This is a genomic window from Streptomyces sp. NPDC058758, from assembly GCF_042746075.1.
Classification (GTDB): Bacteria; Actinomycetota; Actinomycetes; order Streptomycetales; family Streptomycetaceae; genus Streptomyces.
The window spans coordinates 18240-41560 of record NZ_JBHYPS010000054.1 but is presented as its reverse complement, the minus strand read 5'-3'; the positions used below and the strand labels follow the sequence as shown (position 1 = coordinate 41560).

Below are 23321 nucleotides of genomic sequence, written 5' to 3'. Positions count from 1 at the left end.
CGCGTGTGCCCCCCGCCCCCCCGTACCCCCCCCCCCCCCCGCGGGTGTCGCCCTCGTTCTGTGCGCCCGCGGGGGGGGGGGGGGGGGCGCGCCCCCCCCCCCCCCCCCCCCCCGCCCCCCGGACCCCCGACGCGGGGACCGCGCGCACGCAGAGAGCGAGCCCCATGCAGTTCGGCATCTTCACCGTCGGGGACGTGACCCCCGACCCCACCGACGGCCGCACGCCGACCGAACGCGAACGCATCAAGGCGATGGTCGCCATCGCGCTCAAGGCCGAGGAGGTCGGGCTCGACGTCTTCGCGACCGGCGAGCACCACAACCCGCCGTTCGTCCCGTCGTCGCCGACCACCCTGCTCGGCCACATCGCCGCCCGCACCGAGCGGCTGATCCTGTCCACCGCCACCACGCTGATCACCACCAACGACCCGGTGAAGATCGCCGAGGACTACGCGACGCTCCAGCACCTGGCCGACGGCCGGGTCGACCTGATGCTGGGACGCGGCAACACCGGGCCGGTCTACCCGTGGTTCGGCCAGGACATCCGCCAGGGCATCAACCTCGCCAAGGAGAACTACGCCCTGTTGCGCCGGCTGTGGCGCGAGGACGTCGTGGACTGGGAGGGCACCTTCCGCACGCCGCTCCAGTCCTTCACCTCGACCCCGCGGCCCCTGGACGGCGTCCCGCCGTTCGTCTGGCACGGATCCATCAGGTCCCCCGAGATCGCGGAGCAGGCGGCCTTCTACGGCGACGGCTTCTTCCACAACAACATCTTCTGGCCGGCCGACCACACCGGACGCATGGTGCGGCTGTACCGCCGCCGGTTCGCCCACCACGGCCACGGCCGCCCGGAGGACGCCGTCGTCGGCCTCGGCGGACAGGTCTTCATGCGGAAGAACTCCCAGGACGCCGTGCGCGAGTTCCGCCCCTACTTCGACAACGCGCCCGTGTACGGCCACGGCCCCTCCCTGGAGGAGTTCACCGAGCAGACGCCCCTCACGGTGGGCTCTCCCCAGCAGGTCATCGAGCGGACCCTCTCCTTCCGGGAGACCGTCGGCGACTACCAGCGCCAGCTCTTCCTGATGGACCACGCGGGCCTGCCCCTGAAGACCGTCCTGGAACAGCTCGACCTCCTCGGTGAGGAGGTCGTGCCCGTGCTGCGCAGGGAGTTCGCCCGGGGGCGTCCGGCCGAGGTGCCGCAGGCACCCACCCACGCGTCCCTCCGGGCGGCCCGGGAGGTGCCCGCCGCATGAGGCTGACCGTCGTCTCCGCGGGGCTGAGCACCCCCTCCTCCACCCGCCTGCTCGCGGACCGGCTGGCCGAGTCCACCCGCGAGGCACTCGCGGCCGGCGGCCACCGGGCGTCCACCGAGACCGTGGAACTGCGCGAACTGGCCGGCGACATCGCCCACCACCTCGTGACCGGCTTCCCACCGCCACGACTGGGCGCCGCGATCGACACGGTGACGGCGGCCGACGGCCTGATCGTCGTCACCCCCGTCTTCGCCGCCTCCTACAGCGGCCTCTTCAAGTCCTTCTTCGACGTGATCGATCCGGACGCCCTCACCGGGACGCCGGTCCTGGCCGCGGCGACGGGCGGCACCGCCCGCCACTCCCTGGCGCTGGAGCACGCCGTGCGCCCGCTCTTCGCCTACCTCCGCGCCGTCGTCGTCCCCACCGCGGTGTTCGCGGCCTCCGAGGACTGGGGCTCGGGCGGGGACGAGCACACCGACGGCCTGCCCGGCCGGATCCGCAGGGCGGCCGCCGAACTCGCCGCGCTCATGCGGACGCGCCCACCCCGGACCGAGCACGAGCCCTGCGACGCGGGCGTCGACGCGGACGTCGACGCCCTCGAACGGCAACTCGCCGACCTGCGCTTCGACTGAGGCCGCGCCGGTACGCACCGGTACGCCGACGAGCACGGCGCCCGCCCCTTCACCACCCCGCACACCCTTCCCGAGGAGCCCCCTCATGACCGACCGACCCGTACTCGAGCCCGCCGCCCAGGCGTTCGCCGAGGCCACCGCGCAGCCGCCGTACCTCTACCAGATGCCCGTGGCCGAGGGCCGCAAGGCGGTGGACGACGTGCAGAGCGGCGAGGGCGCCGCGCTGCCCGCCGTCGACGAGGAGTGGGTGACCGTGCACGGCGGCCCGACCGGCGACGTCCGGGCCCGGATCGTCCGCCCGCGCGGCAGCACCGGGCTCCGCCCCGTCATCCTCTACCTGCACGGCGCCGGATGGGTCTTCGGCAACGCCCACACCCACGACCGGCTCGTCCGCGAACTCGCCGTCGGCACGGGGGCGGCCGTGGTCTTCCCCGAGTACGACCTCTCGCCCGAGGCCCGCTACCCCGTCGCCGTCGAGCAGAACTACGCGGTCGCCCGCTGGATCGTCCGCGAGGGCCTGCACAAGGACCTCGACGGCGGCCGGATCGCCGTCGTCGGCGACTCCGTCGGCGGCAACATGAGCGCCGCCCTCACCCTCATGGCCAAGCGGCGCGGCGACGTGGCGTTCGTCCAGCAGGTCCTCTTCTACCCGGTGACCGACGCGCGCTTCGACACCCCGTCGTACGAGGAGTTCGCGACCGGCTACTTCCTGCGCCGCGAGGCCATGGAGTGGTTCTGGAACCAGTACACGACCGACGAGGCCGAACGCGCGCAGGTCACCGCCTCCCCGCTGCGGGCCACCACCGACCAGCTGGCGGGCCTCCCGCCGGCGCTGGTGATCACCGCCGAGGCCGACGTCCTGCGCGACGAGGGGGAGGCGTACGCGGCGAAGCTCCGTGCCGCAGGCGTCCCCGTCACTGCCCTGCGCGTCCAGGGCGTCATCCACGACTTCGTGATGCTGAACGCCCTGCGGGAGACCCAGGGCGCCGAACTCGCCCTCGGCGTCGCCACCGACACCCTCCGCAAGGCCCTCGCATGACCGGGCACTCGACCGGCATGCCGGTGGCGGGCCTCGTCCCCGCCCCCCGGCGGGAACCCGCGCACGCCGACCTCCTGGTGCGCAACGCCAAGGTGTTCACCGGCGACCCCCACCGTCCGCACGCCCGCGCCGTCGCGATCCGCGACGGCCGGGTGGCGGCCCTCGGAGACGACCACGAACTCGGGCCCCTCGTCGGCCCGGGAACCAGGGTCGTCGACGCCCTCGGCCGCCGCGTGGTCCCGGGCCTCAACGACTCGCACCTGCACGTCGTCCGGGGCGGGCTGAACTACGTGCTGGAGCTGCGCTGGGACGGTGTCCGCAGCCTCCGGCAGGCCCTGGCCATGCTCCGCGAGCAGGCGGGCCGCACTCCGAAGGGGCAGTGGATCCGGGTCGTCGGCGGCTGGACCGCCGAGCAGTTCGCCGAGCGCCGGATGCCCACCGTCGCCGAGCTGAACGCGGCCGCGCCCGACACGCCGGTCTTCGTCCTGCACCTCTACCAGTCGGCGCTGATGAACCGGGCGGCCGTCCACGCCGCCGGCTTCACCCGGGACACCCCCGACCCGCGCGGCGGGCAGATCGTCCGCGGCCGGAACGGCGAGCCGAACGGCGTCCTGCTCGCGGCGCCCGGCGCGCTCGTCCTGTACTCGACCCTCGCCAAGGCGCCCACTCTGGACGCGGCCGACAAGCGCACCTCGACCCGGCACTTCCTCCGCGAGCTCAACCGCTTCGGACTGACCTCGGCGGTCGACGCCGCCGGCGGCTTCCAGAACTTCCCCGACGACTACGCCACCGTCGCCGACCTGGCGGCGGCCGGGGAACTCTCGCTGCGGATCGCCTACCACCTCTTCCCCCAGACCGCCGGGCAGGAACTCGCCGACCTGAGGCGCTGGACCGAGACGGTCAGGCCCGGCGACGGCGACGCGTGGCTCCGGCTCAACGGCGCGGGCGAGAACCTGACCTGGGCGGCCGCCGACTTCGAGAACTTCTCGGAGCCACGGCCCGAACTCGCCGCGGGCTACGAGACGGAGTTCGAGCAGGCCGTCCGGATCCTGGTCGAGAGCGGCTGGGGCTTCCGGCTGCACGCCACCTACGACGAGACCATCCGCCGCGACCTGGCCGTGTTCGAGAACCTCGCGGCCGAAGGGCTCTTCCCCGGCGCCGGACGCTGGCTGTTCGACCACGCCGAGACCGTCTCGGCCGACAGCCTGGACCGGATCGCCGCCCTCGGCGGCGCCGTGTCCGTCCAGAACCGCATGTCCTTCCAGGGCCTCGCCTTCCGCGACCGGTACGGCTCCGAGGCCGCCGCCCGCACCCCGCCGGTCCGGGCCATGCTCGACCGCGGCCTCACCGTCGCGGCGGGCACGGACGCGACGCGGGTGTCCTCCTACAACCCGTGGGTCGCGCTGCACTGGCTGATCACCGGCCGGACCGTCGGCGGCACCCCGCTCCGCGGCCCCGCGAACCTCCTCGGCAGGGACACCGTGCTCGGCCTCTACACCCGCGGCGGGGCACGGCTCACCGGCGAGGAGGACGTCAAGGGCGTGCTGCGCGAGGGCTGCTACGGGGACCTGGCGGTCCTCTCGGACGACTACTTCACCGTGCCCGACCACGTGATCCCCGACATCGAGGCCGTCCTGACCGTCGTCGGCGGCCGGATCGTGTACGCCTCCGCCGAGTACGAGGGCCTCGACGAGGCGCTCCCCCCGATCGCGCCCGAGTGGTCGCCGGTGACCCGCTTCGGCGGCTACCAGGCGGGCGGCGCACGGCAGGCCGTGCTGGTGGCGGAGGCGGCCGCCGAGTCCGCGGAGCACCACCGGTGGCGCGTCGCGCGCGGCTCCGTTCCCGGAACGACGCCGTCCTTCGTCGATCCCTGCTTCACCCACTGAACGCCAGAGGAACCCGTATGAACCCCGACCCCGACCGCCGTCCCGGTCCCGGATCCGACCCCGGTCCCGGATCCGACCCCGGTCCCGACCCCGACCCCGGGCCCGAATCCGCCCCCGTGGCCGGCGGCCGCCGCTTCGAGCCCGACCTGCGGTCCATGACCCGGATCACGCTGCGGCCCATCGCCTCACCCATGCCGCTCGGCTTCTTCACGATCGCCCTCGCGTCCGTGATGACGGGCTGCCTCCAGCTCGGCGTCCTCGACGAGACGGCCCGCGGCGCGGTGGCCCTCACCGTGCTGCCCGCCTTCCTCCTCCAACTCCTCGTGAGCTGTCTGGCCTTCGGCGCACGCGACGTGATCGCGGCGACGCTGATGGCGGTGTTCGCCGGCAGCTGGCTGCCGTACGCGCTCATCATGCTCACCGAGGCTCCCGACGGCCTCCGGGTGCTCGGCGTGTTCAACCTGGCGCTGCTCTGCTTCGGGGCGCTGATGATCGCCGTGACCCGGCCCAAGCGGGCGCTGTGGCTGGTCCTCGTGGTCTCCGCGCCCCGCTGGGCGGCCACGGGCCTCGCGGGGATCACGGGCGCCGAATGGCTGACGCGCACGTCGGGTGCTCTCGGCCTCGTGGTGGCCCTGGCGGCGGGGTACGCGGCGTTCGCCCTGATGCTGGAGGACATGCGCAGCGAGGAGGTCCTGCCCATCGGCCGCAGCGGCCCCGCCCACCTGGCGGTGGAGGGCGACCTGTCCGTCCAGCTGCGCAATCTGGAGCGCCAGGCGGGCGTGCGCCGGACGCTCTGACCGGCCCGGTCGGCGCCCTCCTCGGCGCTCCGCCCCCGGCGGCGGGTCCCGTGGTGACGCGGCGCCGCGCCCCGACGACGGGCCCCGCCCCCGGCGGCGGGTCACCTTTCCGGCGGCGCCCCGTCGACGTCACCGCGGTGCGTTCCGGTTCGCCCCTGGAGTTGCCATGCGCGGGGTGTCGTCCCGTAGGCCGCGCGGAAGACCCGGCTGAAATGACTGGGGCTCACGAAACCCCAGCGCTGGGCGATCGCCGCCACCCCCGCCTGCGCGGCCCGTGGCCGGAGGAGTTCCCGGCGGCACCGTTCGAGTCGCTGCGTCCGGATCCACCCGCCCACCGTCAGGTCCTCGAGCTGGAACAGCCTGTGCAGGTAGCGGACCGACATGAAGTGCGCTTCGGCGATCCTCGACGGTGACAGGTCGGGGTCGCCGAGGTTGCGCAGGATGTGTTCCTTCACGCGCTGCAGAGAGGCGGAGGCGGCATGCGTGCCCTCGACGGCGGTGCGTCCGCGGCGCTCGTCGATGAACATCACCATCAGGTCGAGCGCGGTGGCGGCGACCCGGCGGCCGACGGCGTCGTCGAACCCCTCGGCCTCGCGCGCCAGGCGCGCGAGGTAGGTCGCCACCAGCGCGGCGCAGCCCTCCTCTCCGGTGAAGGCGGTGGCGGTCAGGGCCCGCAGGTCCTCGTTCCGCACGGGAAGTTCCTCCCGGGGGAAGTGGAAGGAGGTGAAGGCGAATTCCTCTTCGAGCGTGATCCTGAACAGGCGGGAGGAGTCGCTGATGGAGAACTCACCCGGTGCTATGACGGTCTCCCGCTCGTCCTGCTCCTTCGTCGCGGTGCCCCGCTGCTGGAGGCTGACGATCAGTGACGTGCGGTCGTCGCGCGCGATGTGGCGCTTGCCGCGCCGGACCACCTGGGGTCCCGCCTGGACACGGGAGATGTGCAGGTTCCCGAGCCGGCTGCTGACGATCGTTCCGGGCGACGGCTCCCTCTCCAGCAGACTCACGTCCATCGGCATGAAGGTGCCGGAGACCGCCTCGTGCCAGCGCTCCGCCCGGTCGGCGGCTGTCAGCGGCTCGGTGGAGAGGACAGTGGGCACGGGGTTCCTCCTGGAACGGGGGCTCGGGTGAAGATCCGTACGGGAGCCGCCGGCCTGCGCCGCCGGAGCGCGTCCCCGCCGGCCGGGGGGCGGACTGGAGTCGGATCGGGCTGTGTCCCAGCCTGCCGGGAGACCGGGGCGGACGCATCAGTCGGTCGACTGGTCCGTTCGTCACGATCGGCAGCGGTCACGCCGTGCTCTGCCGAGGCCCCCGGACGGTGCGCGGCGGTCGGCTCGTCGGCCCGGAGGGTTCGGCCCCGTCCGTCCTGCGGCGGAGCCGGCGGAAAGGGGTTCCGATCATGGCCCCCACGACGCGAGAGTATGCTTTCTTCCCTGGCTGGCAGGGCCGGGAGTGCAGTGCGTTTCGGACGCTGCCGGAACGAGGGATCCCCATCATGGACGAGCTGACCGGGCCTCCCCGCGTGCCCGTTTCCCGATCGCTCCCGACGGGGGCACGCCATGGGCGCTAGGCAGGGCACGACGAGCCGGCCGGAGCCCGCGGGCGGGCTCGCCGGCCGGGAATCGGAGGTCGGCCGGGTCCTGGACGCGATCGAGCGGGGTCGCGGCACCCCGCGAGCGCTGCTCGTCACCGGCGAGGCGGGGAGCGGCAAGACGTCGTTGCTGGAGGTCGCCGCCGAGCACGCGCGGGTGACGGGAGCCCGCGTACTGAGGGCTCAGGGTTTCGACGGCGAGTCGGAACAGTCGTTCGCGGCCCTCCACCAGTTGCTGCTTCCGCTCATCCCGGACGCCGCCGATCTCCCCGGCCACCTGCGGGAGGTCCTGGAGACCGCGTTCGGCCTCGCCCCGATCACCAGGCCCGCGGAGCCGATGCTGCTGCGCGTCGCCGTCCTCACGCTGCTGGCCGAGGCCTCGCGCCGTCGGCCCGTCGTGGTGATCGGCGACGACGTCCAGCTCTTCGACCGGGACTCCCTCGACGTCCTGGGGTTCGTGCTCCGCCGTTTCGCGGCCGAGCCGGTGACGGTGCTCCTCGCGGCCAGGGGGCTGACGCCTCCGGACCCCGCGGTCGCCCACCTGCCCGTCCTGGCGCTGGGACCGCTGGCGGTCCACGCGGCGGCCCGTCTGCTGGACGCGCAGCCCGATTCCCCCACCGGCAGGGCCCGGAGCGAGATCCTGGACCGGGCCGACGGCAATCCGCTGGCCATCATCGAGCTGTGCCGTTCCGTGCGATCGGGCAGCCCGCTCGGCCAGGTCGACGGCACGCTGCCCCAGACCCAGCGGATCCAGGAGATGTTCGCCGCCCAGTTGCGCGCGCTGCCCGCCGTCACCCGACGGATGCTGCTCTACGCGGCGGCCTCCTCGGACCAGGAGGACCTGCGGACCCTCATGTCCGCGGCGGGAGTGGACGCGGACCTGTCGGTATGGGCGGCCGCGGAGGACGCCGGGCTGATCACGATCACGGGGCGCCACGTGGGCTTCCGCCACCCGCTCGTGCGCGCGGGCGCCTACCAGGGCGCCCCGGCGCACCTGCGGCAGCGCGCGCACGCCGACCTCGCGGCCGTGCACCGGGACGATCCGGCCCGCCAGGCCTGGCACCTGGCCGCGGCCTGCATCGGCCAGGACGAATCCGTGGCGGCGACGCTGGAGGACACCGCCGAACTCGTCGAACGGCGTGGTGGGTTCTACGCGGCCGCACGGGCCCTGGAACGATCCGCCGAGTGCAGCCCCGCCCCGGAGGACCGGGCACGCCGATACGCCAAGGCACTGAGGGCCGCCAACAACGCGGGCGACACCTTCTGGGTGCGCGAGCTCCACGCCGAGGTCACCGCACTGACCGAGGACCGCGACCTGCTCGGGGTCGCGGCGAACGGGGCGGGGCTGGCCCTTTCCATGTCAGGCCATCAGCGGGAGGCGTTCCAGCTCCTGATGGGCGCCCTGGAACCGGACCTGCCCCAGGACGCCAGGACGACCCTCGCGGTGACCGCCGTGCTCGGCGCGGTCGCCTTCCAGTCGGGCCTGCCCGAGGTCAGGCGCCCGCTGGTTCCCCTCCTCGACGCCATCGAGACCGGTGCCGTCAGCACGCCCTACTCCGAACTGGTGGAGGACGAGGCCGTCGACGCCCTGCGGGCCGTCGTCCTCTGCGAGCCGGATCCGGCCGGCAACGCCCCCGCCCTGCTGAGCCGGACCCGGCGGCCGAGCCTGCTGGAGCCGCTGACGGGCATCGCGGAAATGATCAGGCTGCAGACGCTGGGCGCGGTCGCCTGGATGGCCGACGAGTCCGACCTGTGCGTGGACGCCTTCCGGCGGGCGTTCGCCGTGCTGCGCTCCTACGGAGCCATCGGAACGGGCGCGATCGCCCTGTCGGCCATGGGCTCGGCCCTGATCGACGTCGGGCGGTGGGCGGAGGCCGACGAGCTGCTGGACGAGGCGGCGACCCTGGCGGCCGTCCAGAAGATGAAGCACATCGAAGTCGACGTCGAAGCCCTCCGGGTGACGCTCCAGGCCCTCCGAGGCGACCTCGCCGACGCCGGGATCGTCACGGACCCGGCCTGGACGGCGGTCAACCTGGAGGAGAACACCGCCACCCACGCACGGCTGCTGCGCGCCGCGGGCACCGTCGCGGCGGCGGCGGGCGACCACGAAGCGGCGCTGCGCCACTTCCGGCGGCTGTTCCACCAGGACGGCACCCCCCTGCACTACTTCCTCTCCCACCGGTCCATCGCCGACCTCGCCGCCGCCGCCCGGCGGACCGGACGGCAGGCGGAGGTCGCGCCCGTCGTCGAGGCGGTGCGCACGGCGCTGGGACCGCGGACGACGACCCGCATGACGCTGCTCCTGCACCACGCCGACGCGCTGGTCGGCGACCCCGCCCGGGCCGAGCACCACTTCCGCCTGGCCGTGGTCAACCCGGCCGGCGACGAGTGGCCGCTTGCCCGTGCGCAGGCCCGGCTGCACTACGCCCAGTGGCTGCGCCGCCGCCGGCGCCCGCTGGACGCCCGCCCGATCCTGACCTCGGCCATGGAGGCGTTCTCCCGGCTCGGCGGCACCGTCCTGGCCGACGAGGCGCGCGCCGAGTTGCGGGCGAGCGGCGTGGCCGCTCCGCCCGACGGGCCCGACCCGCTGGCGGAACTGACCGCCCAGCAGCGGCGGATCGTACGGCTGGCGGCGCAGGGTCTGGGCAACAGGGAGATCGGGGAGAAGCTCCAGCTGTCCCCCCGCACGATCGGCTCGCACCTCTACCAGGTGTATCCGAAGCTCGGCGTCAGCAGCCGCCACCAACTCCGCGACGTCCTGGGCGTTCTGTGACCGGGGGCCGGTCGACCGGCGGGTGAGGTTCCGATCACTGCGAGGAAGGAGGGGTGTGGCGCGTGGAGCATGAGCCCGTCACCGACGGAGGCGGACCCGACCGACCGGCCGTGGTCCTCGACCCCGTCGTCCAGAAGCTGGTCGACGCCTCGGCGGACCCGCCGTACCTGCATCAGCTCGGCCCGGTCGACGGACGGGAAGCACTGCTGGAGGCCCAGGGGCACCTGTTCGACGACTTCGCGGTGGACGCCGAGTTCTGGACGGCGCCCGTCGGCCCCGCCGGACTGGTCGGCTTCTGGACCTTCCGTCCCGCGGGACGGAGCGGCCCCCTCCCCGTGGTCCTCTACGTCCACGGGGGCGGGTGGATGCTCGGGGACGCGCAGACCCACACCCGGATGATCTGCGAACTCGTGACCGCCAGCGAAGCCGTTCTCGTGGTCCCCGAGTACACGCGCACGCCCGAGGCCCGGTACCCGGTGGCGCTCGAAGAGCTGTACGCCGTACTGACCTGGCTGACCGACAACGCCCCGGACTTCGCACTGGACGGTCGGAGGCTGGCGGTGGCCGGCGACTGCGCGGGCGCCACCATGGCCACGGCGCTCACCCTCATGGCCAAGCAACGCGGCGGCCCCCGCCTGCGCGCACAGCTGCTCTACTACCCGACGACCGCCCCGCACTGCGACACCCCCTCGCGCAGGCACTTCGGGTCCGGTTACCTCCTCACCGCCGAGGCCCTGGACCGGTACTGGCAGCAGTACACGGACGACGACGGGGAACTCGCCGAAGCGACGGCCTCCCCGCTGCGGGCGACGACCGCCGAACTCGCGGGCCTGCCCACCGCCCTGGTCGTGACGGCCGAGGCCGACGTCGTCCGCGACGAGGCGGAACAGTACGCGCGCCGGCTACGGCAGGCGGGCGTGGCCGTGGCGGCCGTCCGCTACCTCGGAACGGTCCACGACTTCGCGTCGCTCAACGCCCTCCGCGACAGCCCGCCCACCAAGGCCGCCGTTCGCCAGGGCGGCGCCTTCCTCAAAGCGGCCCTCGCCGCCGGGCGGTGAGGGCGCGGAACCGAACCGCCCCGGCACCGGGCCCCGCCCCCCCTGGAGGAGCGAGCGGGCCGCCGTCGCATGTGGGGGGACACCATGGTTCCGGCCCGCTCGGTGCGGGCCGCCGCCATGGTCCCCGCCGTCGGCACCGAAGCTCCCTCGGACGGTCTTGCGAAGGCTGCTCCTTGCGGATGAAGCGGGCCGGGCCCCGTGCCCCCGGCCGCCCTCCGGCTGTTCTCATCCGGAGGAAAAGATCGTTTGGAGCGGGAGAGGGACGGCGATGCGGCGAGGCGGGGAAGGCGGTCGGCGTACGTGAGCCTGTCGGAGGAGGCCGGTACCAAGGCGCCGTCCGCGCCCGCCGGTACCGCCGGTACCGCCCGAACCGTCGCCCGGAAACTGCTCGGCCGCACCCTCGGCGCCCTGCCCGGCGGCGCCGCGGACCGTCCCTCGTGGACCGTCGGCGGCGCCGGGCCGGTCGGCGTCGACGCGGGGGACGAGCGTGCCGCGCAGGCCGCCTGCGGCGTCATGCACGTGCACGGCCGGGCCGGCGGAGCCCCCGCGCCGCTCACCGCGGAGTACGTCTCCGCGGTGACCGGCGTGCTCGCCGCGCAGGGCGTCACCGCGGCCCTGTTCGCCCGTGCCCAGGGCCGCCCCCCGCTGCGCACCGGCACCTCCCTCGCCCAGGGCGCGCTCCTCACGGTCACCCAGTACCTGGCCGCCGCCACCGCCCCGGACGACGACCCCGCGCCGCCCGGTGCCGCCACCGGACTCGCGACGCTCGTCACCGCCGACGGCGCGCGCGTCGAGATCGAGACCCTCGACCCCGCGGCCTGGGCCGGGTTCTGGAGCCGATTAGACGTGCCGGCCCGCACGGCCGGGCGCGGCTGGCTGCCCTTCCAGTCCCGCTTCGGGACCGCCGTCTGTCCCCTGCCCCCCGAACTCCACGCAGCCGTCCTGGCCCACTCCCTGGAAGCCGTCCGCGCCGCGGGCGCCGCGCACGGCGTCTCGGTCGTCCGGGTGGGGGAGACGACGGCGCCGCCGCCCGGCCTGGCCCCCTGGACCGTGGAACCGGTCCCCCTCGCCCACCCCGCGCCGGTGACCGCGCCCGCGCCCGGCGGGGACGCGGCGCCGCCGCTGGCCGGCGTCCGGGTCGTCGAATCGGCCCGCCGCGTCCAGGGCCCCATGGCCGGACACGTCCTGCGGATGCTCGGCGCCGAGGTCGTCCGCGTCGAACCCCCCGGCGGCGACCCCCAGCGCGCCCAGCCGCCGGTCGCCGACGGCTGCTCGGTCCGCTTCTCCGCCCTCAACCACGGCAAGTCCGTCGTCGAGGCCGACCTCACCACCCGGCGGGGACGGGACGCCGTCGGTGAACTGGCCGCCGGAGCCGACGTCTTCCTGCACAACTGGGCCCCCGGCAAGGACCGCTCCCTCGGCCTGGACGCCGACGCGCTGCACGCGCTCAACCCCCGTCTGGTGTACGCCTCCGCCTCCGGCTTCGGCGCCGCCCTCGGCCCGGTCCCGCCGATCGGCACCGACTACCTCGCCCAGGTGCACGGCGGCCTCGCCGCCGCGCTGCGCCCCGCGGACGAGCCCCCGGCGCCCTCCCTCATGACCGTCACCGACGTCCTCGGCGGCCTGGTCCTGGCCCAGGCCGTCCTCGCCGGACTCCTCGCCCGCGAGCGCACCCGCCGGGGCTGCCGCGCCACGTCCTCGCTGCTCTCCTCCGCCGCCCTGGTCCCCCGCGCGGACCGGCGGACCGTCCTCTCCCCGCTCGACCGCCCGCTGCCCACCGCCGACGGACTGCTCTACCTGGGCGCCGAGGCCCGCTCCCGGCCGGGGGAGGTCGCCCGGACCGTCGGCGCCCCCGGCGCCGACGCGGTGGCGGAGCGGCTGCGGAGCCGGACGACCGACGCGTGGCTGGCCGAACTGCGGGCGGCGGGACTGCCGTCCGTCGCGGTCCGCACCGACCTGGCCGCCCTCGCCGCCGACCCGGCCTTCGCCCGCGCGGTCCTCCCGCCCGACGCGCACCTCCCGTACGCCCGCCCCGCCGCGCCCTGGACGTTCACCGAGGAGACCTCCGCGTGACGCGCCACCGGGTCCCCCGGGGCGACCGCTCCCGCACCCCCTCCACCGTCCCCGCGTCCGCGTCGGCGCCCGTGCCGGACCGGAGGCCGATACCCGGCGGACCGGCGCCCACGGCCGCCCTCCCGCGCTGACGGAACGCGCCCCGGCGCGCCGTTGCGCGCCCCGGCACCGCGGCCCGGCCGGCCGCGCCCGTCCGCGGTGCCCGTGCGCCCCGCCGGCCCAGGGTCGTCCGCCCCGTGACGACCCGCCGGAACCACGCCCGCCACCCCCGGGCGGGTCCGCCCTGCGCGCGGCCCGCCCCGTTCGACGTGAAGGCAGAACCCGATGACCGCGACGTACACCGTGCGGAAAGCCCCCTGGCGCTCCCGGAACGGCCTGGAGCTGCCCGACCGGGTCCCGCGCGCCGACCGCGAGGCGTGGGCGGCCCTGGGACTGTGCCCGGACGCCGACCTCTTCACCCTCTTCCGGGAGAACGCCCTGGCCGCCCCGGACCGCGAGGCCCTGGTGGACGACCTCGGCACCCTCACCTACGCCGAGCTGTACGCCGACGTGCTCCGCGTCGCGGGCCTGTTCGCGGAGGCGGGGCTCGGCGCCCGCGACGTCATCGCCCTCCGGCTGCCCAACGGGCGCCGGGCCGTCGTGGCGGAACTCGCCGTCTACGCCCTCGGCGCGGTCGCGCTGCCCTACCCGCCCGGCGGAGGGGTCAGGGACACCCTCGGCCTGCTCGGCCGGTCCCGGGCGGGCGGCGCCGTCCTCGGCGAACCCGAGGACCTCGAAGCGGCGGCCGGACTCCCGTGGCTGCGGGCCGTGTTCACCACCGCTCCCACCGCGCCCCCCGGGGTGCGCGGGCTGGACGGGGCCGCGCCCGGCGGGACGTTCCGGCCGGCGGAGCCGCCCGCCGAGGCCGGCGCGCCGGCCCGCTTCCTCGTCTCCTCCGGCTCCGAGGCCGAACCGAAGATGGTCGCCTACAGCCACCAGGCGATGGCCGGGGGCCGGGCCGCGTACGTACGGGCGCTGGCCGGCTTCCCCGCCGAGGCGCCCCGCTTCCTCGTCCTGGTCCCGCTGGCCTCCTCGTACGGCTCGCTGGGCGTCCCGGTCGCGCTCGCCACGCTCGGCGCGACCCTGATCGTGCGCGAGCGGTTCGACGCCCGCGAGGCGCTCCGGGCGGTCTCCGACCACCGGCCCACCCACGTCTTCGGGGTGCCGACCATGCTGCGCCGGATGGCCGACCTCCCCCGTCTGCCGGGGGAGGACACCGCCGGTCTGCGGGCCCTGGTCTCCAGCGGCGCCGCGCTGCCCGTCTCGACTGCGGCCGCCTGCCGGGAGCGCTTCGGCGTGCCGGTCGTCACCGTGTACGGCTCCTCGGACGGCGTCAACTGCCACACCGCCGACCCGGGCGGAGACACGGCCGGCACCCCGGATCCCGCGGTGGCCGCGGTCCGGATCGTCCGTCCGGACGGCACCCCGGCTGCCGTGGGGGAGGCCGGGGAGATCCAGGCCAGGGGGCCGATGACCCCGCTGTGCTACGCGGGCGCGCCCGAACTCGACGCCCGCTACCGCACGTCCACCGGCTGGGTCCGCTCCGGCGACCTCGGGGTGCTCGACGGGGAGGGGCGGCTGCGGGTGCTCGGCCGGCTCAAGAACGTGGTGATCAGGGGCGGTTACACGATCAGCCCGGCCGAGGTGGAGCGGGAGCTGGGCGCCGACCCCCGTATCGCGGAGGCGGTGTGCGTGCCCGTGCCGGACGAGGAGTTCGGGGAGCGGCTCTGCGCGTGCGTACGACCGGCCCCCGGGGCGCCCGCACCGGCCCTGGACGCCGTGACGGCCCGCCTCCGGGCCCGGGGGCTGGAGCGGCGGAAGTTCCCCGAGTACCTGCTGGTGCTCGACCGGATGCCGCTCGGGCCCACCGGCAAGGTCTGCCGCCGCACCCTCGCCGCCCGGGCCTCGGACGTCCTGGGCGCCGCCACGCCGCCCGGCACCACGGTCCACGTGAACCGAGGGGCAGAAGATGTCACTCATGCGAGGGAAGAAGTGGATTGATTGCGCTTCGGCCCGAAATCGCATGCAATCCTGTCACTGCAAACGGAATCTTTGATTCAGCTCCGCTGTCCGGAGTGAACCACCGGGGGACGACGCAATGTTCACAGAAGTCGCCGTGGTCGGTCTCGGCTACGTCGGTCTTCCGCTGGCCCGCAGGGCCTGCGAGGCGGGGCTGGCGACCGTCGGCTACGACATCGGCGCCGACGTCGTCGAGGGGCTGGACCGGGGGCGCTCCCACATCGAGGACATCCCCGACGAGGACATCGCCGCGATGTACGCGGCGGGATTCCGGGCCGGCACCGACCCCGGCATCCTCGCCGGCGCCCACACCGTCGTCATCTGCGTGCCCACCGGGCTCACCGAGTCGGGCGAGCCGGACCTGCTGCCGCTGACCTCGGCGGTCCGCACCGTGGCCCGCCACCTGGAACCCGGCACGCTGGTCTGCGTCGAGTCCACCAGCCACCCGGGCACCACGGAGGAGATCGTCCGGCCCCTCCTCGAAGCGCACGGACTGCGCGTCGGCGAGGACTTCCACCTGGCGTACTCCCCCGAGCGCATCGACCCCGGCAACCGCCGCTACAGCCTGCGCACCACGCCGAAGGTCGTCAGCGGCTGCACCACCCTCTGCGCCAAGCACGCCACCGCGTTCTACGAGCGGCTCGTCGACGAGGTCGTCGTCGCCGCCGGGACCCGGGAGGCGGAGATGGCCAAGCTCCTCGAGAACGCCTACCGGTACGTCAACATCGCCCTGGTCGACGAGGTCGCCGTCTACTGCGACCGGGTCGGCATCGACATCTGGGACGTGCTGCGCTGCGCGGACACCAAGCCCTTCGGCTTCACCGCCTTCAGGCCGGGCCCCGGGGTCGGCGGCCACTGCATCCCCGTCGACCCCCGCTACCTGATGACCCACGCCGCCGAACAGGGCTTCACCTTCCGCACCCTGGGCGCCGCCCGCGCCGTCCTCGACGCGATGCCGGAGCACGTCGCCGAACGCGCCCGCGACCTGCTCGTCGAGGCCGGCAAGGACCCCGCCGAAGCCCGCGTCACCCTGCTCGGCGTCGCCTACAAGGCCGACATCTCCGACACCAGGGAGTCACCCGCCTACGCCGTGGCCCGCGCGCTCGGCGCCCTCGGCGCCCGGCTCACCTACCACGACCCCTACGTCGGGCGCTTCGAGGTGGACGGCGTCCCCGTCCCCCGGCAGCGCTCGCGCGCCCACGCCCTCACCGGCAGCGACCTGGTCGTGCTCCTCCAGGAGCACGCCGAGTACCGCTCCGCCGACTGGGACCTCGCCACCTGCCCCGTCCTGGACACCCGGGGCACCGCGGAGGGCAGACGCGTGGTGCGGCTCTGACGCCGCGTCACGCCCCGCAGGCCTCCGGCCCGGTCACCCGTCCGTGACCAGGGCCGTGGGAAGGACCGTCCGGACGCCCGTCCGAACGGCGACATTGGATCAAGAAGGAGAAATCATGGCCACGGCAGTCGCTCAGGACCGTCTGGTGAAGCGCTTCGAGAAGTGGGACACGGACAACAACGGCGTGCTGGAGGTCTCGGACTTCGTCACCGAGGCCGCCAAGATCGCCTCCGCCTTCGGCGAGAACCCCGACTCCGCGAAGGGCGCCCAGCTGCGCGACGGCTTCATCGCGATGTTCGGGCTCCTCGCCGCCAAGGCGGGCGTGGCGGAGCAGGGTCCGCTCAGCCGCACCCAGTTCCTCCAGGCCGCCGGTGAGGTCGTCGAGGGTGGCGCCGCCACCTTCAACCCGGTCCTCGGCCCGGTCACCAAGGGCATCGTCGCCCTGGCCGACAAGGACAACGACGGCGTCATCGACGAGGCCGAGTTCGCCGTGTGGCTGAAGGCGATCGGCCTCAACGAGAAGGAGGGCCGCGCGGCCTTCCAGCAGATCGACGCCGACGGCAGCGGCACGCTCTCCGAGAGCGAGCTGCTCGACGCGGTGCGTCAGTTCCACACCGGTGAGCTGGACGTCGAGCTGCTCGGCTGAGCGCCCCGCCGACGCTGAAAGCGGCCGGCCGGCACCCCCTCGGGGAGCCGGCCGGCCGTTCTCCGTGTACGGGCCCGCTCAGTCGGACGGCACGAAGACCACGGGGGTCTCCGGCGCCAGCCCCAGGGACCGGCCGGTCAGCAGCCGGGGGGCGTGGATCACGACGTTGTAGTGGTTGGGCAGGTGGCAGCCGTCGAAGCCGAGCACGGTGCCGACCGGCTCGCCGCCGATCAGCACCCGGTCGCCCCGGTCGAGGACCCCGCCGTTCTCCAGCTCCACGAAGCCGAGGAAGCCGACCCGGTCCACCCGGGCGCCCGGCACGTCGGTCCACCGGTCGGTCGTCAGCAGCTCGTGCACCTCGCCGCGGCGGACGCAGCGGGCCGCGAACGGCTCCAGCGTCATGCCCCGGTCCGTGCGCTCGTGCAGCAGCACCTTGACCAGCGTGCCGCGCACCGCGCGCTTGGCGCCGTTCTCGTGCCGGCCGGAGTCCAGGGACGGCGGCGAGGGGGCGGGGAGGGCGGGGGAGGCGGTCATCGGGGCTCCGGTCGCGAGGTGGGGCGGGGTTCCCGGACGGCGCGCGGCGCCGGGAGAGCGGACGAGGCTTCCGCGGCGTAGACGGCGGCGACCAGTTCGAGCGCGGCCAGGCCGCCCTCGACGGCCCGGGACGGATCCGGCAGGTCGCGCAGCGCGGCGAGGTCCCGCAGGACGCCCTCGTACTCGTGCCACAGCGACTCCTTGAAGCCGGGCCGGCCGCCCAGCATGTCCGCCGACAGCTCGGTGCCGTCGTCGAGGCGCACCACGACGTCCTTCACCTCCCCGGGGTACGACCAGTCCAGCTCCACCCGCCCCCGTCCGCCCGGTCCCGCCAGCTCCACCACGGCCTGCCGGTCGGTGCCGGCGGCGTCCCGCACCACCTCCGCGGCCACCACCTCCGACGGCGTCTCGCCCAGCAGCAGCCGGACCAGGTCGAAGGCGTTGGGGCCGTTGTCCGCGACGCAGCCGCCACCGCAGCGGGCCGGGTCCAGATACCAGGTGTCCGCCCCGATGTGCTCCTCGATCCGCTCCAGGTAGCGCACCGTCACCGACTCCACCCGCACCGGCGAGTCCGGGCCGGGCAGCCGGTCGCGCAGGGCCAGGACGCGGTCGTTGTAGCGGCGGTGGAAGGCCGTGAGGAGCGGGACGCCGTGCTCCCGCGACAGCGCCGCCAGCCGCCGGCCGTCCGCCGGGTCCAGGGCCAGCGGTTTCTCCACGCACACCGGGACCCCGGCGCGCAGCGCGTCCGCGCACACCTCGGCGTGCGCGTGGTTGGGCACGGCGACGACCAGGGCGTCCAGCCCGCCGGCGGCGAGCATCGCCCGGTGGCCGGTGTGGCAGGCGACCCGGCCGCGGAACGGGGCCAGGGCCTCCTCGCGCAGGTCGCAGACGGCGGCGAGCTCCCACTCGGGCAGCCGCTCGGCGGCGGCCGCGTAGAAGCGGGAGATCACGCCGAGTCCGGCGATCCCCAGGCGCAGCGGGCCGTCCTTCGGGGGCGGGGTCACCGGTCCTCCTCCGGGACGAGCGGGAGGCGGAGCCCGAGGGCGGTCAGTTCGGCGTGGAGCGGGGCGGAGAGGGGGACGCCGGAGGCGCGCCGCCGCTCGGCGCGTTCGGCCTCCGGGTGGCCGGGGTAGCGGACCGGACCCCGGCCCGGCTGCGGGGGGCAGGCCAGGACGGTGCCGAACATCTCGCGGGCGTCCTCGTCGAAGCCGTCGCGGAGCGCGCCGGGCGCCAGGGCGAGGACGAGGAAGCCGATGTCGTCGTCGCTGCCGCCCGGCCTGCCGTCGCCCTCCAGCGCGGCGGGGGTGGGGCCGGTGGCCGCGCCGGGCAGCACGGCGGCCAGCAGCTCCACCGCCAGTCCGAGGCCGAAGCCCTTGAAGGCGCCGGTGGCGGGGGTGCCGCCGAGCCAGCCCAGCCAGGCCTCGCCCCGGTCGTAGGCGGCGGCGTCCCGCACCGGGCGTCCGTCGTCGTCGGTGAGCCAGCCCTCGGGTGCCTCCCGTCCGTCGCGGGCCGCGGTGCGGACCCGGCCGGTGGGGACGACGGTGGTGCTCATGTCCAGGACGAACGGGCGCCCCTCCAGGGCCGGGGCCGCCACGCTCAGCGGATTGGTCCCCAGCAGTGCGGCGGCGCCGAGCGGCGGCCGGGCGATGCGCTGGCCGCCGCAGTTGGAGGCGACGACGCCGATCATGCCCCGGTCGGCGGCCCGCTTCGCGTGGACGCCGGCGCAGCCGAAGTGGGTGGCGCCCCGCACCGACACCAGGCCGATGCCGCTGCGGGCCGCCCGCTCGGCCGCGAGGTCCATCGCCTCCGACGCGGCCCACAGCCCGAGCGCCCGCCGGTGGTCGAGGAGGACGCAGGAGCCCAGGTCGCGCAGGACGCGCGGCTCTGCGACGGGATCGGCGCCGCCGGACTCCAGGAGCGGCCGGTACAGGCGGTCCAGGTTGAACACGCCGTGCGAGTCCATGCCGGTCAGGTCGCCGTAGCAGAGCGCCTCGGCGGCGAGCCGGGCCCGGCCCCCGGGGACCCCGAGCCGGGCGAAGAAGGCGGCGGTCTCGTCGAGCAGCGTCTCGTACGCGACGGTCACCTCCCGCCCGTCGCCGGGCGCCGGGCCGGCGCTCCGGGGTGCGGCGCCGTCGGACAGCGTGGACGTCATGCGGTTCCTGCTTTCTCGGTGGAGACCGGTGAGGCGCGGTGCTCCGCGTCGTACCGGAGGTCGTCGGCGAAGGCGGTCAGCAGCGCGGCCGTGCGGTCCGCGAACGCCTCCAGGTCGGCCAGGTCGACGAACTCGCCCGGCGCGTGCGCCCGGTTGGCGTCCAGTTCGCCGGGGCCGAAGACCGTGGTGAAGGCGCGGTCCGCACCGTCGAGCCAGATCGCGTCACAGGTGAAGCCCGGCTCGTCGTCGGGCCACCGGGCGATGCCCGCCCGGGCCATCAGCTCCTCGCCCCAGGCGGGTTGGGCGCCGAGCGCGGGCAGTCCCCGCTTCTCCCACTCCAGGCGGGTGATCCGGGCCGCGTCGGCAGCGGTCCGGGCGAAGAGGGGGATGCCGGAGAAGCGGGCGGTGAACTCCCGCAGCCCCTCGTCGAGGGCGCGGGCGAGCGCCCGCTCGACGGCGGCGCCGGCCTCGGCGGTGGGGTACGCCAGGTTGAGCAGCAGACCGCCGGTGCCGTGCACCTTGTTGTGCAGCGTGCCGGTGTGCAGCCCCGCCACGCAGACCGTGGGCGGGGGGCCGCCGGCGGGGGCCGGGCCGAGGGCGGCGGCGAGGTGCTGGGCGAGGAAGCCGAGCAGGACGGTGGCGTTGTGCCCGGCGCCGGGCCGGTCGTCGACGGCGTCCTCGCCGTCGACGGTGACGCGGGCGGTGGCGGCGGCCGTCGCGCGGGGCAGGTGGCGCAGCCCGGTCGGCTCGCAGAACACGTTGAGCCTTCCGATGTGCCCCGCCTCCACGAGGGGCCGGGTGCCGAAGGTGCCCAGCGCCCCGCCCTCCTCGCCCGCCACCGCCTGCACCAGCACCGTGACGTCCCGGCCGATCGCCGGGTGGCCCGCGGCGGCGGCCCCGATCCCCGCGAGCAGCGCGACCGCCGGGCCCTTCGCGTCGACGGCGCCCCGGCCGTGGAAGCGGGCCCCGTCGTACGCGGGGGGTTCGCCGCCCGCGACGGTGTCCAGGTGCACGTTGAACATCACCGTGCGTTCCCGGGGCAGTTCGGGGCCGAGGCGCAGCAGCAGGCTCGGCTGGCGCTCCAGGAACGACGGGTCGGCGGCGATTGCGCGCCGTACGGGCCGTGGGGTGTCGTCGCGCAGCACCGCCTCGGGGGCGGGGGAGCCGATGCGTACCGTCCGGAACCCGATCCGGGCGGCCGCCGTGGCGTAGGAGTGCAGAGCGGCCGTCAGGTGGTGGGGGGCGTCGGGGCCGGTCTCCAGGGGGCCCGCGGTGGGGGTGTGCAGCAGGTGGAGCAGCAGGCCGGTGTCGACGCGGACCGGGCGGGGCGGCTCCGGGGCCCGGCCGGGGCCGGTGGCCGGGGCGGGGACGGTGACCGGCGCGGGGGAGGGCAGCGGGGGGACGGGCAGGGCGGCCAGGCGGCGGGCGGCCCGGACGAACGGCCCCGCCGTGTCGGTGTCCTCGCCCCGGATCCCGGCGTGCGGGACCACCGCGAGGTGGGGTTCGAGGGAGTACGCGCCCCGGTAGCCGTGCTCCTCCAGGAGCCGTACGCAGTCCGCGACCCGGGCGACGCCCTCGCCGGGCAGGGTGTAGACGGCCTCGCCGGGGCGGTCGCCGGGCAGCGCGTCCTTGACGTGGACGTGGGCGACGTGCGGCAGCAGCCGCGCGAGGAGCGCGTGGCCGTCGTACCCGTACGGCACGCCGTTGCCGATGTCGAAGAGGACGCGCAGCGCCGGGCTGTCCACCTCGGCGAGCATCCGGAGCGTGCGGGCGGCGTCGGAACCGGCCCAGCCCGTGCAGTTCTCGTGGAGCAGCTCGACGCCGAGCCGTTCCGCGCGGCGGGCCAGCCGGCGCATGCGGTCGATTGCCTCGGCCGCCCACTCCTCCTCGGGCAGTCCGCCGTCGGTCCACGACATGACGCGCAGGCTGCGGCAGCCCAGCACCCGTCCGTGCTCGGCGAGCCGGTCCAGCTCCTCCAGGTCGGCGGAGAAGGGGCCGGTGACCGGGCGGGCCCAGTTGCCGATCCGGGAGTCGAGGCAGACCACGCCGAGGCCCGCCGCGTGCAGCCGCGCGGCCGCGTCCCGCACCGCGGTCGCGGACAGGTCGGCCAGCGCCGTCCCGTCGATGCTGCGCAACTCCAGCGCGGACCAGCCCAGTTCGCGGGCGACGGCGATCTGTCCCGCCAGGCCGGGGGCCGCCTCGTCGCCGATGCCGGTGATCCGGCCGGTCAGGTCAACGGGCCGCGACACGGGGCGCCTCCTCGGACCGCTCGCCGGCCGGGTCGGTCGCGCACCGCCGCTTGGCCTCGTCGAGGAGCCGGACCACCTCGGCGTGCAGGGCGAAGTCCGCGTCCCAGGTGGGGTCTTCGGGCGGGGCGGTGGCGAAGCGGGTGTACGTCCGGTGCAGGAAGGCGGCCAGCGCGTCGTCGCGGAAGACCTCGCGCCGCCCGTCGACGTCGAGCTGGACGTGGTCGTCGGCGTCGCTCGGGGCGAAGTGGCCGACGGCGGTGCCGCGTTCGAAGCCGAGGGCGACCCGGCGCTCGCGCACCGGGGCGGTGAGGTCGGAGTGGATGCGGGTCCGCACGCCGTTCGCGTGGCGCAGTTCGAGGAGTGCGGAGCCCAGGCCGGGGCGTACCGTGCGGCCGATCCTCAGGTCGGTGAGGCGGGCCCCGGTGGTCTCGGCCGGCCCCGCCAGCGACAGGACCAGGCCGAGCGAGTGCGGCAGCTCCACGTCGAAGGCGGTGGGATGGCCGTCGTCGGGGCGCAGCGAGCGGGTGAAGCGCGGCTTGTGCTGGGCGACGTCGACGCGCAGCAGCCGCCCGAGCGTGCCCGCGTCGATCAGCGCGCGCAGGCGGTCGGCCAGGCCGGAGGCGGGCCAGTGCGCCACCACGGCGAGGCGCAGCCCGTGCCGGGCCCGCAGCCCGGCCACGGCGGCCCGCTCCCGGTCGCCGGTGGCCAGCGGCTTCTCCACGATCAGGTCGCGGTAGCCGGCCGCGCAGAGCTCGGCGAGGACGGCGGGGCGGCTGTCGGGCGGGGTGCACAGGTGGACGACGGCGCGGTCCGGGGGCAGCAGGGCCCGTGCCTCGGCCAGGGTCGGGGCCACGGTGACGCCGTCCGGCACCGGGGCCCGCTCCCCGGGCCGGGGGTCGACGGCGACGACCGGGCCCCGCCAGAGGTCCGGCGCCCGGTCGAGGGCGGTGCGCAGGGCCCGCAGGTGCAACCCGGAGCCGGCACGGCCCAGTCCGACGATCAGGGGCTGCTTCATACGGTTGTTCCATTCCGATGGTTCGGGCGGGGCGCAGCGAAGAATCTCTCCGTGCCGCGCGACATCGGTCAAGGAAATCAGAGGCATGATCACCGAGAAGTATGAATTTCCATGGGAGATTCGTGACTCCAATCTTCGTACTGTTACGCTCGCACGGCAGCTTTGGGCGGCGGGTTCCGGCCCGCCCCGTATCCCTCTCGGGCCTTCCCTCAGGCTCCAGTTGACGCCGGCGCTC

The 23321-nt window shown here is 75.4% G+C and carries 17 protein-coding genes; 11 read left to right on the top strand and 6 right to left on the bottom strand.

Annotated elements, in window-relative coordinates:
* The first annotated feature begins 164 nt into the window (after positions 1 to 164).
* From ACFW6A_RS35820 to ACFW6A_RS35800, 5 genes are all read left to right on the top strand, one after another.
* Positions 165 to 1250, top strand: a complete 1086-nt coding sequence (locus ACFW6A_RS35820) for an LLM class flavin-dependent oxidoreductase (protein WP_351847825.1) — start codon at positions 165 to 167, stop codon at positions 1248 to 1250.
* Positions 1247 to 1882: an FMN reductase gene (locus ACFW6A_RS35815; RefSeq protein WP_386645840.1), complete on the top strand. Its 636-nt coding sequence runs from the start codon at positions 1247 to 1249 to the stop codon at positions 1880 to 1882. Before ACFW6A_RS35820 ends, ACFW6A_RS35815 begins: the two co-directional genes overlap by 4 nt.
* Before the next feature lie 85 nt (positions 1883 to 1967).
* Entirely contained in the window at positions 1968 to 2921 is a 954-nt protein-coding gene (locus tag ACFW6A_RS35810; protein WP_351847819.1) for an alpha/beta hydrolase, read from the top strand.
* Positions 2918 to 4807 carry an amidohydrolase gene (locus ACFW6A_RS35805; protein ID WP_386645836.1) on the top strand — a complete coding sequence of 630 codons (1890 nt, stop codon included), beginning with the start codon at positions 2918 to 2920 and terminating at the stop codon, positions 4805 to 4807. The genes ACFW6A_RS35810 and ACFW6A_RS35805 overlap by 4 nt, the downstream gene beginning before the upstream one ends.
* Positions 4808 to 4962: 155 nt before the next feature.
* Positions 4963 to 5604 (top strand): GPR1/FUN34/YaaH family transporter, encoded by a 642-nt coding sequence (locus ACFW6A_RS35800; RefSeq protein ID WP_386645843.1) that lies wholly within the window; start codon positions 4963 to 4965, stop codon positions 5602 to 5604.
* A 101-nt stretch (positions 5605 to 5705) separates the two neighbouring features.
* On the opposite strand, the gene ACFW6A_RS35795 is transcribed toward ACFW6A_RS35800, so the two are convergent.
* The gene (locus ACFW6A_RS35795; RefSeq protein ID WP_386645833.1) at positions 5706 to 6701 is read right to left on the bottom strand and encodes a helix-turn-helix domain-containing protein; all 996 of its coding nucleotides are present in this window, start codon (positions 6699 to 6701) and stop codon (positions 5706 to 5708) included.
* A 459-nt stretch (positions 6702 to 7160) separates the two neighbouring features.
* On the opposite strand from ACFW6A_RS35795, the gene ACFW6A_RS35790 reads away from it, so the two are divergent.
* The 6 genes from ACFW6A_RS35790 to ACFW6A_RS35765 all read left to right on the top strand — a co-directional run bounded on the left by ACFW6A_RS35790 (position 7161) and on the right by ACFW6A_RS35765 (position 17136).
* The gene (locus tag ACFW6A_RS35790) at positions 7161 to 9965 is read left to right on the top strand and encodes an AAA family ATPase (RefSeq protein ID WP_386645830.1); all 2805 of its coding nucleotides are present in this window, start codon (positions 7161 to 7163) and stop codon (positions 9963 to 9965) included.
* 62 nt (positions 9966 to 10027) lie between these two features.
* Positions 10028 to 11023 (top strand): alpha/beta hydrolase, encoded by a 996-nt coding sequence (locus ACFW6A_RS35785; RefSeq protein ID WP_351847806.1) that lies wholly within the window; start codon positions 10028 to 10030, stop codon positions 11021 to 11023.
* 300 nt (positions 11024 to 11323) lie between these two features.
* Positions 11324 to 13096, top strand: a complete 1773-nt coding sequence (locus tag ACFW6A_RS35780) for a CoA transferase (protein WP_386645826.1) — start codon at positions 11324 to 11326, stop codon at positions 13094 to 13096.
* Positions 13097 to 13420: 324 nt separating this feature from the next.
* Positions 13421 to 15136 carry a class I adenylate-forming enzyme family protein gene (locus ACFW6A_RS35775; protein WP_386645823.1) on the top strand — a complete coding sequence of 572 codons (1716 nt, stop codon included), beginning with the start codon at positions 13421 to 13423 and terminating at the stop codon, positions 15134 to 15136.
* A 97-nt stretch (positions 15137 to 15233) separates the two neighbouring features.
* The gene (locus tag ACFW6A_RS35770) at positions 15234 to 16490 is read left to right on the top strand and encodes a nucleotide sugar dehydrogenase (protein ID WP_351847798.1); all 1257 of its coding nucleotides are present in this window, start codon (positions 15234 to 15236) and stop codon (positions 16488 to 16490) included.
* A gap of 115 nt (positions 16491 to 16605) precedes the next feature.
* Positions 16606 to 17136: an EF-hand domain-containing protein gene (locus ACFW6A_RS35765; RefSeq protein ID WP_351847795.1), complete on the top strand. Its 531-nt coding sequence runs from the start codon at positions 16606 to 16608 to the stop codon at positions 17134 to 17136.
* Positions 17137 to 17214: 78 nt separating this feature from the next.
* On the opposite strand, the gene ACFW6A_RS35760 is transcribed toward ACFW6A_RS35765, so the two are convergent.
* The 5 genes from ACFW6A_RS35760 to ACFW6A_RS35740 are packed head-to-tail and all read right to left on the bottom strand — an operon-like array spanning position 17215 to position 23086.
* On the bottom strand, positions 17215 to 17670 hold the full coding sequence (locus ACFW6A_RS35760; protein WP_386480733.1) for a DUF6917 domain-containing protein: 456 nt from the start codon (positions 17668 to 17670) through the stop codon (positions 17215 to 17217).
* Positions 17667 to 18674 (bottom strand): Gfo/Idh/MocA family protein, encoded by a 1008-nt coding sequence (locus ACFW6A_RS35755; protein ID WP_386645819.1) that lies wholly within the window; start codon positions 18672 to 18674, stop codon positions 17667 to 17669. The genes ACFW6A_RS35760 and ACFW6A_RS35755 overlap by 4 nt, the downstream gene beginning before the upstream one ends.
* The gene (locus tag ACFW6A_RS35750; RefSeq protein ID WP_351847786.1) at positions 18671 to 19822 is read right to left on the bottom strand and encodes an Ldh family oxidoreductase; all 1152 of its coding nucleotides are present in this window, start codon (positions 19820 to 19822) and stop codon (positions 18671 to 18673) included. The genes ACFW6A_RS35755 and ACFW6A_RS35750 overlap by 4 nt, the downstream gene beginning before the upstream one ends.
* Positions 19819 to 22071 (bottom strand): M20/M25/M40 family metallo-hydrolase, encoded by a 2253-nt coding sequence (locus ACFW6A_RS35745; protein WP_351847784.1) that lies wholly within the window; start codon positions 22069 to 22071, stop codon positions 19819 to 19821. Before ACFW6A_RS35745 ends, ACFW6A_RS35750 begins: the two co-directional genes overlap by 4 nt.
* Entirely contained in the window at positions 22055 to 23086 is a 1032-nt protein-coding gene (locus ACFW6A_RS35740) for a Gfo/Idh/MocA family oxidoreductase (RefSeq protein ID WP_351847780.1), read from the bottom strand. The genes ACFW6A_RS35745 and ACFW6A_RS35740 overlap by 17 nt, the downstream gene beginning before the upstream one ends.
* Positions 23087 to 23321: the final 235 nt, after the last annotated feature.

What these genes read in the sequence shown, in the direction of transcription:
- ACFW6A_RS35820 (WP_351847825.1), top strand. Translation starts at nt 165, where the DNA reads ATGCAGTTCGGCATCTTCACCGTCGGGGACGTGACCCCCGACCCCACC.
- ACFW6A_RS35815 (WP_386645840.1), top strand. Translation starts at nt 1,247, where the DNA reads ATGAGGCTGACCGTCGTCTCCGCGGGGCTGAGCACCCCCTCCTCCACC.
- ACFW6A_RS35810 (WP_351847819.1), top strand. Translation starts at nt 1,968, where the DNA reads ATGACCGACCGACCCGTACTCGAGCCCGCCGCCCAGGCGTTCGCCGAG.
- ACFW6A_RS35805 (WP_386645836.1), top strand. Translation starts at nt 2,918, where the DNA reads ATGACCGGGCACTCGACCGGCATGCCGGTGGCGGGCCTCGTCCCCGCC.
- ACFW6A_RS35800 (WP_386645843.1), top strand. Translation starts at nt 4,963, where the DNA reads ATGACCCGGATCACGCTGCGGCCCATCGCCTCACCCATGCCGCTCGGC.
- ACFW6A_RS35790 (WP_386645830.1), top strand. Translation starts at nt 7,161, where the DNA reads ATGGGCGCTAGGCAGGGCACGACGAGCCGGCCGGAGCCCGCGGGCGGG.
- ACFW6A_RS35775 (WP_386645823.1), top strand. Translation starts at nt 13,421, where the DNA reads ATGACCGCGACGTACACCGTGCGGAAAGCCCCCTGGCGCTCCCGGAAC.
- ACFW6A_RS35770 (WP_351847798.1), top strand. Translation starts at nt 15,234, where the DNA reads ATGTTCACAGAAGTCGCCGTGGTCGGTCTCGGCTACGTCGGTCTTCCG.
- ACFW6A_RS35765 (WP_351847795.1), top strand. Translation starts at nt 16,606, where the DNA reads ATGGCCACGGCAGTCGCTCAGGACCGTCTGGTGAAGCGCTTCGAGAAG.
- ACFW6A_RS35760 (WP_386480733.1), bottom strand. Translation starts at nt 17,670, where the DNA reads ATGACCGCCTCCCCCGCCCTCCCCGCCCCCTCGCCGCCGTCCCTGGAC.
- ACFW6A_RS35750 (WP_351847786.1), bottom strand. Translation starts at nt 19,822, where the DNA reads ATGACGTCCACGCTGTCCGACGGCGCCGCACCCCGGAGCGCCGGCCCG.
- ACFW6A_RS35740 (WP_351847780.1), bottom strand. Translation starts at nt 23,086, where the DNA reads ATGAAGCAGCCCCTGATCGTCGGACTGGGCCGTGCCGGCTCCGGGTTG.